At 58.4% G+C, this 19,618-nt stretch carries 16 protein-coding genes and 2 pseudogenes; 12 read left to right on the top strand and 6 right to left on the bottom strand.

Annotated elements, in window-relative coordinates:
- The first annotated feature begins 175 nt into the window (after nucleotides 1-175).
- The 4 genes from INF35_RS08340 (at nucleotide 176) to INF35_RS08355 (ending at nucleotide 4,785) form a co-directional block, all read left to right on the top strand.
- Nucleotides 176-1,489: a hypothetical protein gene (locus INF35_RS08340; RefSeq protein ID WP_193501425.1), complete on the top strand. Its 1,314-nt coding sequence runs from the start codon at nucleotides 176-178 to the stop codon at nucleotides 1,487-1,489.
- A gap of 76 nt (nucleotides 1,490-1,565) precedes the next feature.
- Entirely contained in the window at nucleotides 1,566-3,248 is a 1,683-nt protein-coding gene (gene malQ / locus INF35_RS08345; RefSeq protein ID WP_193501427.1) for a 4-alpha-glucanotransferase, read from the top strand.
- A 218-nt stretch (nucleotides 3,249-3,466) separates the two neighbouring features.
- Nucleotides 3,467-4,252: a GGDEF domain-containing protein gene (locus INF35_RS08350; protein WP_193501429.1), complete on the top strand. Its 786-nt coding sequence runs from the start codon at nucleotides 3,467-3,469 to the stop codon at nucleotides 4,250-4,252.
- Nucleotides 4,253-4,347: 95 nt separating this feature from the next.
- Complete coding sequence (locus INF35_RS08355) at nucleotides 4,348-4,785, top strand: exosome complex component (RefSeq protein WP_193501431.1); 438 nt, start codon at nucleotides 4,348-4,350, stop codon at nucleotides 4,783-4,785.
- Nucleotides 4,786-4,899: 114 nt separating this feature from the next.
- On the opposite strand, the gene INF35_RS08360 is transcribed toward INF35_RS08355, so the two are convergent.
- From INF35_RS08360 to INF35_RS08385, 6 genes and pseudogenes are all read right to left on the bottom strand, one after another.
- Entirely contained in the window at nucleotides 4,900-5,823 is a 924-nt protein-coding gene (locus tag INF35_RS08360) for an AEC family transporter (RefSeq protein ID WP_235983163.1), read from the bottom strand.
- Nucleotides 5,824-5,887: 64 nt separating this feature from the next.
- Nucleotides 5,888-6,571 (bottom strand): 5'-methylthioadenosine/adenosylhomocysteine nucleosidase, encoded by a 684-nt coding sequence (locus tag INF35_RS08365; RefSeq protein WP_193501433.1) that lies wholly within the window; start codon nucleotides 6,569-6,571, stop codon nucleotides 5,888-5,890.
- A 13-nt stretch (nucleotides 6,572-6,584) separates the two neighbouring features.
- Nucleotides 6,585-7,715: a redox-regulated ATPase YchF gene (gene ychF, locus INF35_RS08370; protein ID WP_193501435.1), complete on the bottom strand. Its 1,131-nt coding sequence runs from the start codon at nucleotides 7,713-7,715 to the stop codon at nucleotides 6,585-6,587.
- Between the two features lie 113 nt (nucleotides 7,716-7,828).
- Nucleotides 7,829-9,010, bottom strand: a complete 1,182-nt coding sequence (locus INF35_RS08375) for a tyrosine-type recombinase/integrase (protein WP_193501437.1) — start codon at nucleotides 9,008-9,010, stop codon at nucleotides 7,829-7,831.
- A 110-nt stretch (nucleotides 9,011-9,120) separates the two neighbouring features.
- Complete coding sequence (locus INF35_RS08380) at nucleotides 9,121-9,225, bottom strand: excisionase (RefSeq protein WP_193501439.1); 105 nt, start codon at nucleotides 9,223-9,225, stop codon at nucleotides 9,121-9,123.
- Nucleotides 9,206-9,379 (bottom strand): annotated as a pseudogene (locus tag INF35_RS08385) (plasmid mobilization protein); the annotation flags it as partial. The pseudogene INF35_RS08385 and the gene INF35_RS08380, both read right to left, overlap by 20 nt.
- 572 nt (nucleotides 9,380-9,951) lie before the next feature.
- Here INF35_RS08385 and INF35_RS08390 point away from each other — a divergent pair.
- The 8 genes and pseudogenes from INF35_RS08390 to INF35_RS08425 all read left to right on the top strand — a co-directional run bounded on the left by INF35_RS08390 (nucleotide 9,952) and on the right by INF35_RS08425 (nucleotide 19,458).
- Entirely contained in the window at nucleotides 9,952-10,545 is a 594-nt protein-coding gene (locus INF35_RS08390) for a type IV toxin-antitoxin system AbiEi family antitoxin domain-containing protein (RefSeq protein WP_148318940.1), read from the top strand.
- A gap of 152 nt (nucleotides 10,546-10,697) precedes the next feature.
- Nucleotides 10,698-11,442, top strand: a pseudogene (locus tag INF35_RS14055) (nucleotidyl transferase AbiEii/AbiGii toxin family protein).
- On the top strand, nucleotides 11,399-12,145 hold the full coding sequence (locus INF35_RS08400) for a carbohydrate ABC transporter permease (RefSeq protein WP_235983164.1): 747 nt from the start codon (nucleotides 11,399-11,401) through the stop codon (nucleotides 12,143-12,145). Before INF35_RS14055 ends, INF35_RS08400 begins: the two are co-directional and overlap by 44 nt.
- An 84-nt stretch (nucleotides 12,146-12,229) precedes the next feature.
- The gene (locus tag INF35_RS08405; protein ID WP_193501443.1) at nucleotides 12,230-14,188 is read left to right on the top strand and encodes a glycoside hydrolase family 31 protein; all 1,959 of its coding nucleotides are present in this window, start codon (nucleotides 12,230-12,232) and stop codon (nucleotides 14,186-14,188) included.
- A 12-nt stretch (nucleotides 14,189-14,200) separates the two neighbouring features.
- Nucleotides 14,201-15,859, top strand: a complete 1,659-nt coding sequence (locus tag INF35_RS08410; RefSeq protein ID WP_193501445.1) for a glycoside hydrolase family 13 protein — start codon at nucleotides 14,201-14,203, stop codon at nucleotides 15,857-15,859.
- 5 nt (nucleotides 15,860-15,864) lie between these two features.
- Complete coding sequence (locus tag INF35_RS08415) at nucleotides 15,865-17,595, top strand: DEAD/DEAH box helicase (RefSeq protein ID WP_193501447.1); 1,731 nt, start codon at nucleotides 15,865-15,867, stop codon at nucleotides 17,593-17,595.
- Between the two features lie 215 nt (nucleotides 17,596-17,810).
- Nucleotides 17,811-19,013 carry a recombinase family protein gene (locus INF35_RS08420; RefSeq protein WP_193501449.1) on the top strand — a complete coding sequence of 401 codons (1,203 nt, stop codon included), beginning with the start codon at nucleotides 17,811-17,813 and terminating at the stop codon, nucleotides 19,011-19,013.
- 13 nt (nucleotides 19,014-19,026) lie between these two features.
- Nucleotides 19,027-19,458: a hypothetical protein gene (locus INF35_RS08425; RefSeq protein ID WP_193501451.1), complete on the top strand. Its 432-nt coding sequence runs from the start codon at nucleotides 19,027-19,029 to the stop codon at nucleotides 19,456-19,458.
- Nucleotides 19,459-19,618 lie beyond the last annotated feature (160 nt).

Genomic DNA, 19,618 nt, shown 5'->3' on the forward strand with positions numbered 1-19,618 from the left:
AATATGGAGACATTATAGCATAAACCGGGTTGCCGGGAAAGCTGCATAAAAACGGCAGTGGAAAAAAGCGCCGTCATCCGCTATAATAAAATCAGTGTTTTCTGTACGGCCTGCCGCCGGAGGCTTCCGGCGCGGCACCGTCTTTTTTCCCGCCACAAAAAGGAGAACCTTTTCCATGAAACGCTTACTTGCCACACTGCTGGCCGCCGCCTGTCTGGCCGGCTGTTCCGCACAGGATACTTCCTCCCAGGGGACGACGCTGCCCGCCGCTCCCGCCGCCGAATCTCACAGTCTCACCGTCTACTGCGACCTGCCCGAAGGCAGCGCCGGGCGCACCGCCCTGAGCGCCTACGCCGGGAGCCGGAGCGTCACGGTGGAGTTTGTGTCCGGGGAGGAGGGTCTGGCCTCCGCCGACCTGGCTTTGCTGTCCGCCCCGCCGGACAGCGCCGAGGGCTGGACCGACCTGACCGCCGACTCCATGCTGTCCGCGGCGGCAAGCCGGGCGGGTCTGCCCGCCGAGGGTCAGGAGGGAGTCACCGCCCTGCCCATGGGCCGCACTCTCTACGCCTACTGGGCGGACAGCAATATGCTCACCGCCCTGCTGGGGGAGGACTGCGTCACCGACCTGCAGAATGCCTCCTGGACCGAGTGGAGCAATTTTGCCGACAAGCTCACCGCCTGGATCGACTCCCCTGCCGAGACCGGCCTGACCCTCAACGGCAAGGCCTACACCCTGCCCGCCGAAAAGCCCGAGGCTGCCGCCGGTCTGGAGGGCGTTTTTGCCATGAGCGGCGGGGATGAATCCGCCTATCTGGGCGGAGCGCTGTTCACCAATGTTCTGCTGGCCGCCGGCAGCGAATATACTGATCAGACCCTCACCGGGCCCCTCAACGGCCTGTACAGCGCCATTGCGCTGGAGGCGGACCACACCGCCGGGGACAGCGCCCGGACCATGCAGGACGCTGCAGGTGCCCTGGGGGCGGGCACGGCCCTGCTGTACCGGGGGCTTTTGTCCGACATTGTGTCGGTGACGGGCTCCGACGCCGCCCAGTCTCTGGTGCCCCTGCCGGTGAAGTGCCAGCTGGAGGACAGCGACCTCTCCAACGAGGAATACAATCTCTCCGGCCTGATGAACTATCCCACCCTGGCCTGCGCCGGGTATCTGGCCGTGCCCGACAACGGCAGCGCCAATCTGGAGGAGGCGGCCTCCGCCATTCTGTGGCTGTACGGCAGCGGTGACGGCAACACCCGCCTCACCGACGAGCTCTATCTGGTCACCCCCTGGAACACTGCCTCCGACTCCACCCCCCTGGGCGCCCTGCAGGTCCAGCTGGTCAGCACCGGCATCCTGCCCGAGGTGGTGCTGACCTCCACCCAGTGCGCCGACCTGGCCAAGGCGGGGGCCAACGTGGTGGCGGCTTCCGGCCGTTCCACCGCCACCCGCACCGCCTTTGTGCAGGCGGTCCTGGCCGGGCTGGGTGTGCCCTGAACGTTCTGTTATTCTGTCTTTCCCGCGTGGATGCGGTTTTTGCGGTATCATTTTGGTAAAGGAGACGATCTGAACTATGCAGACGAAACGCGCAAGCGGCATCCTGATGCCGCTGTCCAGCCTGCCCGGAGGCTACGGCATCGGTTCCCTGGGGACCCCGGCACGGCGGTTTGTGGACTTTCTTGCCCGGGCGGGCCAGAGTGTGTGGCAGATTCTGCCCGTGGGCCCCACCGGCTACGGCGACAGCCCCTACCAGAGCTGCTCCGCCTTTGCGGGCAACCCCTACTTCATCGACCTGGACCTGCTGGCGGCGGAGGGGCTCCTCTCCCGCGCTGACTATGCCTTCACCAACTGGGGCAAAGCCCCGGAAAAGGTGGACTACGGCATTTTGTATGAAAAGCGCCTCACCGTCCTGCGCAAGGCCTACGCCGCCTTCCTGAAGCAGCGCCCCGTCCCCGGCTGCGAGACCCCCTACCCCGACGACTGGTACCGCTTCACCTTCCGGTGCGACGGCTGGCTGCCCGACTACTGCCTGTACATGGCCATCAAGCAGGAACAGAAGATGGCCGACTGGCAGCAGTGGCCCCGTCCCCTGCGCCTGCACGACGAAAAGGCCCTGGCCGAATTCCGCCGGGAGCATGCCGCCGAGACCGGCTTCTGGACCTTTGTGCAGTATGAGTTCGACAAGCAGTGGCAGGCCCTCAAAGCCTACGCCAACGCCCACGGCGTGCGCATCATGGGGGATGTGCCCATCTATGTAGCCGCCGACTCCGCCGATGCCTGGGCGGGCGGCAAACTCTTTGAGATGGACGCCGACGGCCATCCCCTGCGGGTGGCCGGCTGCCCGCCCGACTACTTCGCCGCCGACGGCCAGCTGTGGGGCAATCCCCTCTACGACTGGGCCTACCACAAAAAGACCAACTATGCCTGGTGGATCAACCGGGTGCGCCACGCCCTGTCCATCTACGACATTCTGCGCATCGACCATTTCCGGGGCTTTGATACCTACTGGGCCATTCCCGCCGGGGAAAAGACCGCCCGGAACGGCAAGTGGGAGCAGGGCCCCGGCATGGACCTCTTCCGCATGCTTCACGCTGCTTTGGGCGAGCTGCCCATCGTGGCCGAGGACCTGGGCGAGCTGTTTCCCTCGGTGCGCAAGCTGCTGGCCGACAGCGGCTTCCCCGGTATGAAGGTTTTGCAGTTTGCCCTGGACGGCACCGACAACGAATATCTGCCCCACAACCATCCCGTCAACTGCGTCTGCTACCCCGGCACCCATGACAACAACACCCTCATGGGCTGGTGGGAGGAGGACCTCACTCCGGAACAGCGGGAACAGCTCACCGGCTACCTGGCCCTTACCGAGGGAGAGGGCATCCGGCTGGGCATTCTGCGTGGCGTGCTGGCCAGTCCCGCCCGGCTCACCGTCATCCCCATGACCGACTGGCTGGGACTGGGTCCTGATGCCCGCATCAACACCCCCGGCCTTGCCAGCGGCAACTGGCAGTGGCGCGCCGCCGACGGCGTCTTTACCACCGCCCTGGCCGCCCAGATCCGCACCCTGTCGGCGCGGTATTTCCGGGCCGATCCCCTCAAGCCCGCCAAGGCCCCTGCCGCCCCCGTCAATACTGCCAAGGACAAGGCAGAAACACCGGCCCGGAACGATGAGAAAAAATCGGAAGCAGATGCAGTTGCCTCCATAAAGGAAACAACTGTCCGTACAGTCGTGGAAAAATCCGCACACAGCGTCAAAAAATGACGCTGCGGCAGAATTTTCATGGGCGGGATGCCCAATATTCCCCGCCGTTTCTGAAATTTCTTTGTGCAACGCAAAGATAGGAAATCTTGGCCCTCTATGATAAAATATGGGAGAGAACCGATATTTTATACATAGGGGGCTTTTTGTCCCCATGAAAAGAATGCGCGGCCCCGGCAGAGGGGCTTTTTGCCGCCGCCGTGCAAGGGAAGGGGAATCGCATGAAACAGGAATATACCCGCAGTGAGATTGTGTCCTTGTTGGACGCCCTGCAGCAGATGTTCCCGACGGTCTGTCTGGCGGACCCGGCCACCGGCTGCCTGCTGGACCCCGCCACGCTGACCCCGGGCAGCGGCAGCTGTCGAATCCCGGTGCTGGACAGCTCCGGCCACGGCTGGCTGCCCGCAGCGGAGGGTGAGGATTCCATCACGCTCTACCGCGCGGTAAAGGTGGACGGACAGCCTTGTCTGATCGTGATGAACTGCCATCTGCCCGACCCCCAGCTTGCCGAGGGACGGGAGGCCAACGCCCTGCGCCGTCTGCTCAGCCAGTATCATGAGGAGCTTAGCCGGGACTATGTCACCGGCGCCTACAACCGCCGCTATCTGGCCGAGTCCTGGCTGCCCCGCCATGCGGGCGCCGCCATCGGCATCGCGCTGGTCCGCGTCAAGGAGTACGCCCGCATCTGCAATGAGTTCGGCCGCGATGCCGCCGACTGCTGCCTGAACACGGCGGCGGGCATTCTGCAGCGGGCCGCCGGCGCCGACCCCGAAAAGGTCATCCTGGTCCGGCTGGAGGACGGGGTCTTTCTGCTGGCCGGAGAATATCCCGGCGCCAAGCTGGCCTCCAACGTGCGGGAGGCTATGGACGGCAACCGCCGGGTGTTCAACATTTCGCTGTCCCGCCGCTCCGAATTCAATGTGGCGGTGGCCTGTGCCGACTGGGCCGAGACCGGCAGCTGGGATATGCTGCTCGCCCTGGCAGAGCAGCGCCTGGCCAACGCCTGACCACAACCGAATATCCCTCCCCCTGTCTGCGCATACTATCACCGGCGGCCCGGATGAGCCGCCCGAGATCTGCGTACACAGGGGGTTATTTTTGTATGGCGAATCAACATGACAACGAATCCATGCTTCAGGAGATCGTCCAGAACACCGAGATGGGCAAGAATACCCTGGATGAGCTCATGACCCTGACCCGGGACCAGCAGCTCAAGGACGAGATGCTGCGCCAGAAGCGGGAGTACCGCCGCATCAATCAGGCGGCCCACACGGCGCTGGATGCCATCGGGGTGGAGGCCAAGGGTCAGAGCGCCGCCGCCCGCATGGGGGTAAGCATGGGTATCCGCACCCGCACCATGATGGACAAGTCCACCCGCAATCTGGCCACCATGCTGGCCGAGGGCAGCGGCCAGGGCGTCATGGACTGCAAGCGGGCGGAGACCGACTATCCGGAGGCCTCCCCCGGCGCCCACAAGCTCATGCAGGAGCTGTGCCAGTTCCAGGAACAGGCCGAGCAGACCTGGCGGGGCTTTCTGTAAGCCGAAGCCGGGCAGCAGCCGCACGCCATAAGAAAACCCCGCCCCCGGAAGGCGATGCACCTTCCGGGGGCGGGGTTATTTTGCACAATGCTGTGGAAAACTTTTTGGGTTTTGTCACACTGCCGACACCAGCAGGGCGTAGACGGGCAGCCAGATCATGCTGGCCAGGGTGGTAAAGACCACCGAGCCGGCGGCCAGGTCCTCGCTTTTGGAAAAGCGCACCGCAAACACCGTGGTGATGGCGGCGGTGGGGCAGGCTTCCAGCAGCAGGACGATATCGGCCACAATGCCCCGCACGCCCAAAAGCCGCAGCACGGCCAGGCAGACGAGGGGGATGACCACCAGCCGCAGCCCCATGACCAGGGGCAGGTCCCGGTTTTTCAGCAGGGCCCGCAGGTCCCGGTCGGCCATGGTCAGGCCGGTAATGATCATGGAGATGGGGGTGTTCATGTCCCCCACCAGGCCCACCGTCTCCACCAGCACGCCGGGCACCGGAACCCGGCCCAGATAGATGATGAGCCCCGCCGCCACGGCGATGATGCTGGGGCAGGTCACAATGCTGCGCAAAACCGCTTTGGGTTCCATCTGGCCGCTGATCATGACATAGCCGATGGTCCAGACCAGAATGTTGAATACGGTGAGAAAGGCGCTGGCAAACAGCACCCCCGTCTCGCCGTACAGCGCCCGGATGAGGGGAATGCCCATGTATCCGGCGTTGGAAAAGATGCAGGCGAACCGCACCATGGTGCGGTCGGGGCTTTTGCTTTTCAGGGTGGCCAGCACTGCCACCACCCCGCCCCCCAGCATGAGGGCGGCGCTGAGGCCGAAGGCCAGGAGCAGGTTTTCAAAGGTGGCGGCGTCGAACTGGATCAGATAGGAATCCAGGATCATGGCCGGCAAAACGAGGTACAGCAGCAGTTTCGACAGGGTCTTTTTTCCCTCGGGCTTGATGGCGCCGGTCCTGCCGCAGACAAAACCGGCCAGTATCATGAGAAACAGGATCAATACCTGTCTGGCAGTGATGAGAGCCAGATCCAATGGGGGGGGTCTCTCCCTTCTTGTGTGGGTCCGGGCCGACGGCCCGGACGGATGGCAGGAAGGCTTACAGGGTTTCCAGCATGCGGGTCACAATGTCGGTGGCGGTCTTTACATACTCGGTGATGCTGAACTTTTTCACCACCAGCACGTCGTAGCCGGATTCGTCGGCATTGTCGCTCATGGCACGCAGAATGACGCAGGGCACGCCGTTGCGGCCTGCCACCTGGCTCACCGCGGCGCCCTCCATCTCCACGCAGTCGGGATGGCAGGCTTCCTCAATGGCTTTCTTGGTGGCGGCGTCTCCCACAAAGCGGTCGCCGGTGGCAATGCGCCCGGCAATGGCCCTGACTCCGCAGGCAGAACAGGCGTCCAGCGCTGCTTTGACCAGGGTGGGGTCCCCGGTGTATTCCTTCAGAAACGGCGCGCTCTGGGCCAGCATGTCCAGCTCGGCGTCGTGATAAAATACAGTCTGCCCCACGACCACATCCCCGATACCGATGCGGCTGGTCATGTTGCCCGCAATGCCCGAGAAGATCAGCCGCTCCACCCCGTACCGGGTGATGAGCACCTGCACCGTGGAGGCAGCGTTGGCCTTGCCCATGCCGGCGCAGCAGACCACCACTTCCTTGTCCCCCAGCCTGCCCTGATGGTATTCCACCCCGGCGTAGCTCTCTTTGGTCACGCCGGTGAGCCGGGCACAGAGCTGGTCCACCTCGTCGGGCATGGCGCCCATGATGCCGTATGTCATTTGGTTTTCCTCCTTAGACGTTGAACAGGAACTCGATGATGTCGCCGTCGTTGACCACGTACTCCTTGCCCTCGGTGCGCTGCAGGCCCTTGGCCTTCACCGCCGCATAGTCGAAGTTGCAGTCGGCCAAGGTGTCGTAGGCGATGACCTGGGCGCGGATGAAGCCCCGCTCAAAGTCGGAGTGGATCTTGCCCGCAGCCTGGGGCGCCTTGGTGCCCCGCTTGATGGTCCAGGCGCGGCATTCCTTCTTGCCGTCGGTCAAAAAGCTGATGAGGCCCAACAGCTCGTAGCTTGCCTTGATGAGGTTGTCCAGGCCGGTGGATTCAATGCCCATCTCGTGCAGGAAGGCCAGCTTCTCCTCGGGGGATGCCTCGGCGATGTCCTCCTCGGTCTTGGCGCAGATGGGCAGGGCCTGGGCCCCCTCCTCTTTTGCCCGGGCCGCCACCAGCGGATAGTAGGGGTTTTCCCCGATGCCGCCCAGCAGGTCGTCCTCGCCCACGTTGCAGGCGTAGATCACCGGCTTGGCGGAGAGCAGACCCATCTCCTTCCAGGTGTGGGCCTGGGCCTCGTCGGCCTCGTCCCGCTCAAAGGTGCGGGCGGGCTTGCCTGCCTCCAGATGGGCGGCCAGCTCGGCCAGCCAGGCAGCCTCGGCAGCAGCCGCCTTGTTGCCCGTCTTGGCCGCCTTGGCCTGACGGCCCTGACGGTTGGAAACCACTTCCAGGTCGGAGAGGATCAGCTCCAGGTCGATGGCCTCGATGTCCCGGATGGGGTCCACGCTCTCGGGCTTGTTCACATCCTCCACCACGTGGACGATGTTGTCGTCGTCAAAGCAGCGCACCACATGGACCAGGGCGTCGCATTCCCGGATGTGACCCAGAAACTTGTTGCCCAGACCGGCACCCTGGGACGCGCCCTTGACCAGGCCCGCAATGTCCACAAACTCCACAATGGCAGGGGTCTTTTTGTCGGTCTGCCAGACCTCGGCCAGCTTGTCCAGCCGGGGATCGGGCACCGCCACAATGCCGGAGTTGGGCTCGATGGTGCAGAAGGGATAGTTGGCCGCCTGGGCATTCTTGGTGCTGGTGATCGCATTGAACAGGGTGGACTTGCCCACGTTGGGCAGGCCGACAATTCCTAATTTCATATATCTCTACATCTCCTTAAAAAATGCTGTATTTACAAGGGTTTTCGCGCTTTGGCGTTTTGGTGGCTACGCCATTTTTACGCCATTTGCGCATCGACTTGTATGAAGTTATATCAACATACGCTACTGCGCTGAAATTGCTTGACCGCCTGATCCAGTGTTTCATCGGTCACATGGACATACCGATCCATTGTGGTTTTGATGCTGGCGTGTCCCAGCAGCTTTTGCAGCACTTTCGGCTGCATTCCGCTTTCAATCGCACGGGTTGCATAGGTGTGGCGCAGCGCGTGCATACAAAAACGGTTGATCCCCGCTTCATCGCAAAGCTTATAGAGGTGGGTATCATAGGAACTGTTTTTTGCCGGTTTCCCTGTGCGCCAGTTGATAAAGACCAGATCACGCATCACAAGCCGGGAAGTAACGCCGGTGCGCCTGTCCATATATTCCAGCGTTTGCGACAGCAGCGGGGATTCTTTCCTGCCGCTCCGGCTATCCCACACCTCTTTCAGAATGTCATACGCCTTATCCGTCAGAGGAATGGTGCGATAGCTCTGCTGAGTTTTGGGAGGACCGGCACGCCAAACTTTCTGCGCGTGATGAAACTCCAAGGTCTTGTTTACCGTAAGCGTCCGGCGCTCAAAGTCGATGGCATCCCATGTTAAGCCAATCATTTCCCCGGTGCGCAATCCCGTTTCGAGGATGAGCGCATACCGGTTGTAATTGTGGGAGCGCCGTGCGGTTTCGAGAAAGAGGCGCTGTTCCTCCCGCGTCAGATAGTGAATATCATCCACAGCGCGAACGGGCTTTGAAAACCGAACGCCATCCATGGGGTGCTTTGCAATCAGGTCGTTCATCTTCGCCGCCTTAAACATTGTCCCCATCGTAATGTATGCCTGACGAATGGTGGAACCTGCGTAATCCGCATCCATCTGGATGAACACCTTTTTGCAGTGCATCGGTTTTACATTGGCGATCAGCATTTTCCCCATTACCGGCTGAATATTGCGGACGTAGCGTTCCCGGTAATTTCTGAGCGTGTTGGGAGCCAGATCCCCGACAATATTTTCAATCCAGAAATTGAACCACTCATCAACCGTCGTATCGGTAGCCACAAATACATCATCGTGCTTATCGGCGTACTTTGCGTCCTCAATCCAGTTTCGCGCCTCGGGCAGCGTCTGAAAATACTTCTCATGCCGCTTCCCGGCTCTATCAACAAATCGTGCGCTATACAATCCGTCCTTTCTTTGGTAGATACCCTTACCGCAGTCTTTTCCCTTGAGATTCTTTCCCATGGACGAGCTCCTTTCCCGCAGAGAAGAAAAGAGCACACTACTACACTATATAGTATAGCGCATGGTGCTCTTTTCCTCAAGGCTTCTCCGCGAATTTTTCAAATGCAATGTCAGATCACGAGAGCCTGACTGATGTACTGTTCAAACTCCTTGCGCTTCACCAATTTTTTGCTGCCCACAAAAAGCACGAACGGGCAGTTTGGAGAACGCAGCATAGTCCACTTTGATGATGTAACCGTCAATCGCCATCTTGCGAAGATATGCGCCCATGTTTTTGGTACCGAGCTGCGCCATCTTGCTTTGGATGAGCCGCCGCTCCTGCTCGGTGACACAGAACTCGATGCGGATCGGCCTTGTTCGTTCAGCCATTGGATATTCGCCTCCTTCAAACTACAACGGACATATTTTTACGGATTGGGGGGACACCCGAAAAAATATTCCCTCTCATATTTCAACGGACAGTTTCGAACAAAAACTTGGTACCTGCTCAGAAAAAATTTCTCTCTCACTTTACAACGGACATTTTATTCGCAGATTAGCGGGTAAGGCGGGAATAAAATTTTTCACGCCATAAAGCAATCCCTCTCAATTTACAACGGACATTTTCTCCGAGAAAAACAGGGGTCTGCCTGAAAAAGTGAAAATAAAATGCTCCCGGCTTTGGAAAAAGCGGAAGCATCATGTTCTGCGGATATGAGATTTCAGAGAACAGCAAGCACAGCCGCTGTCCGTACACAGCGGCGAAATGAGCGTTCCGGCCTGTCGGCCAGTCTGCTCATTGGTTCTTGTTGGGAGCACCCAAACCCCTGCTAATTCGCAAGAAAAATTGACTTGCATCATAATATCAGCTCTGATTTTATCTTCATGTTGTCAATGCAGATGTTGACTATCATCGTGATTTTAGATATACTATTATCAGATTGTTGCTGCGAGGTGAGCGGATGGACTATATGACAGAACTTGCTGCGATTGCAAATAAAAACGGCGGTATCATCGAAACGAAAACAGCGGCGCAGCGCGGCATTTCCAAAGCGATGCTCTACAAGCTGTGCAAGGCGGAAAAGATTCACCGTATAGTCAAGGGGCAGTATGTGCTCCCGGAAGATATGCAGGACGAGTTGCTGTCCATTAGCCGCCGGTCTGGAAAGATTATTTTTTCCCATGAGACGGCGCTGTTCCTTCACGGGATTTCCGACCGGACACCCTTTGAGCACACCGTAACCGCGCCCTCCGGCTGCATCCCGTCTGCGGCCATCAAAGCGGAGTGCAAGGTGTACTACATCAAACCGGAGCTGTTCGAGCTGGGCAAAACAATGCTGCAAACCCCCGCCGGGAATCCTGTTCCCTGCTACGATTTGGAGCGCACCATCTGTGATGTGATCCGCAGCCGCAACAAGATCGGGACAGAGACATTTTTATCGGCGCTGAAACAGTACGCCGCCAGCCCGAAGAAGGACTTGAACCGGCTGGATGAGTACGCCCGTCAGATGCGGGTATCGGGCGTACTGCGCCAATATTTGGAGGTGCTACTGTGAGCAATGCCATGAGCCTGAAAGCGAAAATCCGCAACATCGCCAAGCAAAAAAATATTCCGGCGCAGGTCATTTTGCAGAACTATATGTTCGAGCGGCTTCTTGTCCGCCTTGCGGCCTCCACATATAAAGACAAGTTTGTGCTGAAGGGCGGAATGCTGGTAGCGGCCATCGTAGGGCTGGACAACCGGGCGACGATGGATTTGGACACCACGCTGAAAAACCTGCCCCTGACCCCGGAGACCATCCGCAGCGCATTGGAACAGGTGGCCGCCGTGCCCTTTGATGACGGCGTGACCTTTGAGGTTGGTAAAATTTCTCCCATCCGGGAGGATGACATCTACGGCGGCTACCGTGTGATGCTGAACGCCCATTTTGATACGCTGATTACCCCGCTGAGCATCGATGTCTCCCACCGGGGATGCTATCACGCCCCATGCGGTGCAGTACCTGTTTTCTGAAATTTTCGATGATGAGAAGTCCTACGAACTGTGGGCATACAACATCGAAACCGTTATGGCGGAAAAGGTGGAGACCATCCTTCGGCGCGGCGTGTTCAACACCCGCCCCAGAGATTTTTACGATGCGTACATACTGGCAACCACACAGAAATTTGATAAGGCTGTGTTTACCGAAGCGTTGAACGCCACCGCAGCCCATCGCGGCACCGCCCGGCAGATTGCGGATGTGCCCGCCATTCTGCGCAACATTGAAACCAGCCGGGAACTCAAAGCCATGTGGGAAAAGTACCGCAAGCAGTTTGCCTATGCCGCCCACATTGAGTATAGTCTGTCTGCTGCCGCTGCTGAACATTGTTGCCATCTCCTTCTCCTCCTCTGCAGCAGTGGAAGGCAACATGGTAGGGCTGATCCCGGTGGGATTCAGCACCGCAGCCTATGAGAAGATCCTGGAGGACTCCCAGTTCTGGCACTCCTTCCTGATCTCGGTGGAGCGGGTTGTGCTGGCCCTGATCATCAACTTTGTGCTGATCGTACTGATGGCTTATCCCCTCTCCAAAACCAACGCACAGTTCCGGGGCCGCAACATCTATGCAAACCTGATGATTTTTGCCATGCTTTTCAACGGCGGCATGATCCCCACCTTCCTGGTTGTCAAATCCTACGGCCTGCTCAATACCGTCTGGGCCCTGGTTTTGCCGGGAGCCGTGCCCATCTTCAATGTCATCCTGGTGATGAACTTCTTTGCTGCCGTTCCCAAAGAGCTTGAGGAAGCCGCCTTCATTGACGGCGCCAACCCGCTCCAGGTTCTGACCAAGATCTTCATCCCCATTTCCAAGCCGGTTCTGGCCACCGTATCCCTGTTCAGCATTGTGGGCAGCTGGAACGACTTCTACAGCGGTCTGATCTACATGTCCAAAGCCACCTATTATCCTCTGATGACCTATATCCAGAGTCTGCAGATCAACGTGGAAGATCTGATCAAGCAGGGCAATCTGTCTGCCGTGGTGGATTCTGCCGCCCTGGGCAACACCAACCTCAATGCAGCCAAGATCGTTGTTGCAGTTATCCCGCTGCTGCTGATCTATCCCCTGCTGCAGCGGTACTTCGTTTCCGGCATTGTGGTGGGCTCGGTTAAGGGCTAATTTATATTCTTTCAGAGCGCTCTGGAGACGGGGCGCTCTGTCTGACAAAACAACCACTCAGTCACTTTTATTTGGGAGAACGGTATGATTCAAAAGTATCTCTATGGTGTCCCCTTTGACACCGAATCGGTGGTCGCACCAATCCCTGCAAGCCAGGGCGACCCCCCTGTGGGAACGGTCAAAACCAGCGAGACCGGCTTCTGCTTTGCCTGCCCCCTGGCGGAGGGCGACCGGGTCTACGGCCTGGGCGAAGCCAACCGCGGCATCAACAAGCGGGGCTTTGTCTACGTCAGCGACAATGTGGACGACGGCCTCCACACCGAAAACAAGCAGCGAATGTACGCCGCCCACAACTTCATCGTGATCTCGGGCCAGCAGAATCTGGGGCTGTTCTTCGACTATCCCGCCCGGATTCGGTTTGACATCGGCTTCACCCGCAGGGATTGGCTGGAAGTCACCTGTGAGCGGGCCGACCTGGCCCTTTACGTCATCACCGGCGACAGCGCCTGCGATGTGGCCAAGCAGTTCCGGGCCATCATCGGCCGCAGCTACATCCCGCCCAAGTTCGCCTTCGGCTTCGGCCAGAGCCGCTACGGCTACAAGACCCGAGCCGACTTTGAAGAGGTGGTTGCCAAACACCGCCAGGCCCACATTCCCCTGGACATGGTGTACATGGACATCGACTACATGGACCACTTCAAGGACTTCACGGTGAACCCGGAGGATTTCCCCGATTTTTCCGGCTTTGTATCCAAGATGAAAGAGCAGGGCGTCCGGCTGGTGCCCATCATCGACGCCGGCGTCAAGGAGGAAGCAGGCTATTCGGTCTGCGACGAGGGCAAGGAAAAGGGCTACTTCTGCAAGCGGGCCGACGGAACCGATTTTGAGGGAACCGTCTGGCCGGGGTGGAGCCACTTCCCCGACGTGCTGAACCCCGAGGCCCGGGCCTGGTTCGGCAGCCAGTACAAGGCTCTGACCGACTGCGGCATCGAGGGCTTCTGGAACGACATGAACGAGCCCGCCATCTTCTACTCCCGGGAGGGGCTGGCCGAGCGGCTGGATCATCCGCCGGTTCCCCATGAAGACGGCACCATCGATCAGTTTGGCCAGGCCATCGGCTGGCTCAATCTGTCCAATGCGCCGGAAGACTACGCCTGCTTTTATCACAAGGTGGACGGCAAAATGGTCCGCCACGACCAGGTCCACAACCTCTACGGCTACAACATGACCCGGGCCGCCTCGGAGGGGCTGGCCAGCATTGCCCCGGGCAAACGGTTTCTGCTGTTCTCCCGGTCTTCCTGCATCGGGATGCACCGGTACGGCGGCATCTGGACCGGCGACAACCACTCCTGGTGGAGCCACCTGCTGCTGAACCTCAAGATGCTGCCCTCCCTCAATATGTGCGGTTTCCTGTATGTGGGAGCCGACCTGGGCGGCTTCAACGCCGACACCAGCCGGGATCTGCTGCTGCGGTGGCTGGCGCTGGGGGTGTTTACCCCGCTGATGCGGAACCACTCGGGCAGCGACACCCGCCGGCAGGAGTTCTACCAGTTTGAAGGCCCCGAGGATTTCCGCAGCGTCATCGATACCCGCTACCGGCTGATCCCCTATCTCTACAGCGAATACATGAAGGCAGCCCTCCACAACGATATGATGTTCAGGCCCCTGGCCTTTGTCTACCCCGAGGACGAAATCGCCGTCCAGACCGAGGACCAGCTGATGCTGGGCGACCAGGTGATGATCGCCCCGGTCTACACCCAGAACGCCACCGGACGGATGGTCTATCTGCCCGAGGAGATGCTGTTTGTCAAGTTCGGCCCCGAGGGCAGTATCACACAGGAAGTGCTGCCCGCCGGCACCCACTTTGTGAAGGTGGCCCTCAACGAGGTGCCCCTCTTCATCCGCAAGGGCGCCTGCATCCCGGTGGCGGACGCCGCCCAGACGGTGGCCGAAATCGACCCCGCCACCATCCGGATGATCGGCTGGCCCGGGGCCAGCTATGACCGCTACGACGACGACGGGGTCACCATCCCCGCAGAATAAGGAGGCATTGCCTTGGACCGCAAATGGTGGAAAGAAAGCATCGTATACCAAATCTACCCCAGCAGCTTCCAGGACTCGGACGGGGACGGCATCGGGGACCTGAACGGCATCCGCTCCCGGCTGGACTATCTGAAGGACCTGGGGGTCAATGTGCTGTGGCTGTGCCCCATCATGGACTCCCCCATGGATGACAACGGCTACGACATCTCCAACTACCGGGCCATCAACCCCCGGTTTGGCACCATGGAGGACTTCGACACCCTGCTGGCCGAGGCCCATCAGCGGGGCATCCGGATTGTGATGGATTTGGTGGTGAACCACACCTCGGACGAGCACCCCTGGTTCATCGAGAGCCGCAAGTCGGTGGATAACCCCTACCGAGACTACTATATCTGGAAGCCGGGCAAAGACGGCCACGAGCCCAACAACTGGGGCGCTTGCTTCGGCGGCTCGGCCTGGAAATACGACCCCCAGACCGATATGTATTACTTGCACCTGTTCTCCCCCAAGCAGCCCGACCTGAACTGGGAGAACCCCAAAGTCCGGGACGAAGTGTTCAACATGATGACCTGGTGGTTTGACAAGGGCATCGACGGGTTCCGGATGGACGTCATCAGTCAGATTTCCAAGGACCAGCGCTTTCCGGATGGCGAGAAACACGGACTGTATGGCAATGGCGGTCCCTACTATGTCAATGGGCCCCGCATCCATGAATTTTTGCAGGAGATGAACCGGCGGGTTCTCTCGAAATACGACATCATGACGGTGGGCGAGACCCCCGGCGCCACGGTGGAAAACGCCCCCCAGTATGCGGGGCTGGACGGCAAGGAGCTGAACATGGTCTTCCAGTTTGAGCACGTCGGCATTGGGGACGGGCCCCTGGGCAAGTGGACCACCAAGCGCTACGACTTTATGCAGCTCAAGAAAATTCTCAGTCACTGGCAGACTGGCCTGGACGGCAAAGCCTGGAACAGCCTGTTCTGGGGCAATCACGATCAGCCCCGGGCTGCATCCCGCTGGGGCGATGACTCGCCCCTCTCCGCCAAGATGCTGGCTACCTGCCTGCTGAGCCTGCAGGGTACTCCCTACATCTATGAGGGCGATGAACTGGGGATGACCAACGCCTATTTCAAAGATCTCAGCCAGTACCGGGATATCGAAAGTCTCAACGCCTTCAAGGAGCTGACCGGCGCAGGCTTGATTTCTGCAGACGAAATGATGGCGTGCCTGGCCCTGCGCAGCCGGGACAACGCCCGCACCCCGGTGCAGTGGGACGACTCTCCCAACGCCGGCTTCACCGCCGGTACCCCCTGGATCCAGGTGAACCCCAACTACACCGCCATCAACGCCGCCGCCGAGGTCAAAGACCCGGACTCGGTGCTCAACTACTACAAGAAGATGATCGCCCTGCGCAAAGCCCATCTGGGGCTGGTGTACGGCTCCTTCCAGCTGCTAGCGGAGGCGGATCCCCAGCTTTTCGCCTACCGGCGCACCCTGGCCGAGACCGGCGAGGACTACCTGATTGCCTGCAATTTCTCGGATCAGGAAGCGGCCTTTGCCATTCCCGCCGACTTTGCCGGGGTCCGGTGCCTGATCGACAATTACCCCGGCAGCGCCCCCGACGGCGCCGTGACCATGCGCCCCTTCGAGGCCTTTGTGCTCCAGAAGTAAACCAGGTGATACCCTATCAGAATGGCGGAAAGTACATCCGCCCCATTGCCCTGTTTCAGGCCCAGCCGAAGGGCAAGGAGGACGCGACCACTTTTGAAAAACTGCGGACGGAGCTGGTGAACACCGGGATTCCCGCCGAACACATTGCCATACGTACCGCCGATGTGAACGAGCTGAAAAATGTAGACTTGCTGTCCTCAGATTGCCCGGTTCGGTACATCATCACGGTAAACGCCCTGAAAGAAGGCTGGGACTGCCCGTTCGCCTATATTCTGGCTTCCCTTGCCAACAAAACCAGTCAGGTGGATGTGGAGCAGATTTTAGGGCGCATTCTGCGCCTGCCCTACACCGCCGAGCACAGGGCAAAGGCCCTGAATATGTCCTATGTGCTGACTTCCTCCAACGATTTCAACGATGCAGTGCAGCAGATCATCCGAGGACTGAACAGCGCCGGTTTCAGCGACAGGGATTACCGCCTTGCCGAGCCGGTAGAACCGGTTAAACCCGCTCCTGTGCCGGAACAGCTTCCGATTATTGAGCCAGAAGCCCCACAGGAGGATTTTGCTGGGCTGGACGGGAAATCCATCGGGGCAGAGCTGCAACGGCGCAGAGAGAGCGAAAATTCGCCGGAATCCGCCCCGAAAGCGGACAGTATGCTTGCTGAGGCCCAGCAGGCGGGCGACGCATACAATCAGGCGGTGCAGGGCGCGGACAACGACCCGTTTGCAGCCGCTCTGCCGTGGGAGGTACGCGACAAGGTGAACACATTCCACATCATCCCTCAATATCAGGAAAGCGTGGACGGCCTGCTGATCCCACAATTTTTCCAAGTGATCCCGCAGTCCCTGTTTACCGATGGGGATAAGGTGCTGTTGAGCAAGGAAATGCTTGCAGACGGCTTCACCCTGAAAGGCAAGGCATACGACATTGATTTTGCCGCAGCGGACGATGAGATCGTTAAAGTCGATGTGGAGACCGGACGCAGCGTGCCGAGGGCTTACCAGATGGAAGCTGCCGACCAGCGGTATTTCAAGGAGTATTTCAGCAGCTTACCGCCGGAGAGCCGGGTGCGCCAGTGCAAGGACATGATGATTCACCAGTTGGACAAGCTGAACATGGTGGATGGCGGCGAATTGCGCGCCTATGTCAATCTCATTGTGGATGGGATGGATCGGGAGCAGCTTGCCGCGATGGAAAAAGCCCCACTTGGCTTTGCAGCAAAAATCCGCGTCAAAATTGAGAGCCTGTTGGAGCAGCACTACAAGGAGACTTTCTTCACATGGCTTGACCGGGGCAAAATCGTGTGCGAACCTCACTATCGTCTGCCGTCGGCAATCCACCCCACAAGCAGTACGGCGATTTACGGGAAATCGCTCTATGAGGCCGAGGAGGACATGAACGCGCTGGAACAGGACTTGGTGAAGCGTCTGACAGCCATTCCCAATGTACTGTGGTGGCACCGGAATATTGCCCGGCATGGCTTTGCCATCAACGGCTACTTCAACCACTACCCAGACATTATGATTATGACCAAGAGTGGTAAGATCATCCTTGCAGAAACCAAGGGCGAACACCTAAAAAACGACGACAGCCGCGAGAAGATTGAGCTGGGTGCGGCTTGGCGGAATGCGGCGGGGAACCGGTATCGCTATTACATGGTGTTCCGGGACGAGGAAAATCTGCCACACGGAGCAGTGAGCATGGGGCAGTTTGTGGAGACAGTTGAAGCCCTATAACAAGTGGATAACCGCATCTCATATTTTCTGATGGGGCAGCAGAGAAATCTGCTGCCTTTTTCTTATGGTGACTACCCTGTAGGGGCTTGTCCCGCAGGGCTTGTCATAAATAAATGCACAGGGAGGCGATACAGGTGAAAAGACAAATTCGTGCAAAGGAGGTGGCATACCCATGCAGCACGGGAAAAAATCTGTAAATTCGATGGAGGCAGGATATGGCGAAGCCGCTTGACCCCAAGAAGATAGAATCGGCCCGTCAGTTTAGCAGCCGTGCCGAGCGCAGGGAACAGCGGCGGAAGCTCATGCAGGACGAAATTGCTGAAAATCAGCGCAGCAACGGCGTTATCGTAATTCCTCCCAAAAAGATGCAGGAGGTACAGCAAGAGCGCCCCAAACTGCGTGTTGCGGCGTACTGCCGCGTCAGCACACAGGAAGAAGAACAGGTTGGCAGTTTCGATATGCAGGTCCGCCATTTTACTCAGCGGATTGAAAGCAACCCCGACTGGGAGCTGGTAGAAATCTATCAGGACGAAGGTATCAGTGCCACAACCGTCAAAAAGCGCCTTGGTTTTCAAAAAATGATTGCCGATGCAGTGGACGGGAAAATTGATCTGATCCTTACCAAGAGCATCAGCCGCTTTGGCCGGAATATTGTGGATATACTGGACAATCTGAATATTCTATCGGCGCTGAATCCCCCTGTCTCGGTGGAATTTGAGACGGAGCACATCACCTACACAGGCGACGGAAAGAACAATCTGTTAATCGTTCTTCTGTCCGCGCTGGCAGAAATGGAGTCCCAGCAGAAAAGCGAGGCCATCAAAGCGGGGATTCGCTGGCGAATGGCTGAGGGGATTTACAAATTCTCTGTACAGAATACTCTGGGATTCTACCGCGACCACTTTGGCCGTCTGGTGATTGAGCCGACCGAGGCACGGATTGTTGAGTACATTTACGAGAGCTGTTTGGAAGGGGCAACTCCGTCAGAGATTGCGGCTGCACTGACAGAACAAGGTATCAAATCCCCTATGGGCAATGATAGCTGGTCTGCCGGTACCGTCCGCAGCATCCTCCGAAACGAAAAATACTGTGGTGATGCCTTGATGCAGAAAACCTATACCAAGGATTTCCGCACCCACAAGTCTGTGAAAAATACAGACCTGAATATGTACTTCAAGGAAAATCACCATACAGCAATTATCAAAAAAGAGGACTGGCTGAAAGTGCAAAAGCTGCTGTCTGAGCGGCACACTTCACCCCATAAGGCGAAACTGCGTTTCCTGAGCAATCGATTTGTCGCTCACCGCGTCAAAGATGGCCTGTTCAAAGGGTATTTGATTCTAGATTCCCGGTGGTCTCCTGCTGAACGACAGGAATTTATGAAAATTGTCGATGACACACAAGATAATACGAAATGAAAGGATTTTACCAATGAACTTTGATTTTTCTTCTCTGAATTTTGAAACGATTGACTCCAACATCAACGCTTACCCGGATATGTACCTCAACCAGAGCGGTGTCACCTTCAGCAAGAAGGTGCTGGAGGATCTGGGTTATCCCGCCTATGTGCTGTGCCTGCTGGATGCCAAGGCGAAGGTGTTTGCAATCCGTATGTGCAAGAGCAACGAGACGAAGGGCTTTAAGTTCTCCAAGCCGCGGGGCGAACAGAAGGGCGTTGTGACGATTTCCAGCAAGAATTTGCTGGAACCGCTCCGTGCTGCCACGGGCGAGGATTGGGTTCCGGGCAAGAGGTACCGCGTTCGCGGTTTCTGGGTTGCTGACGCGAAAACCATGTGCTTTGATCTGAACGAAGGCGTTCAGGAAGATTTTCGTCAGAATCCCGCCAATAGCGATGACAAGTAAGCACGGAACCATTTGACCGTATGAAAAAGATGGGCACGACCCATTTGTATAGGCCGTGCTCATCTTGTGTTTTCTAAAAGTAGTAGTGCTCTTTTCATCTGCAAAACAGCCGATTCCTCTACGCCATTTTTACGCCATTTCCGCGTGGGACTGCATAGAG

Source organism: Gemmiger gallinarum, assembly GCF_014982805.1.
Taxonomy (GTDB): Bacteria; Bacillota; Clostridia; order Oscillospirales; family Ruminococcaceae; genus Gemmiger; species Gemmiger gallinarum.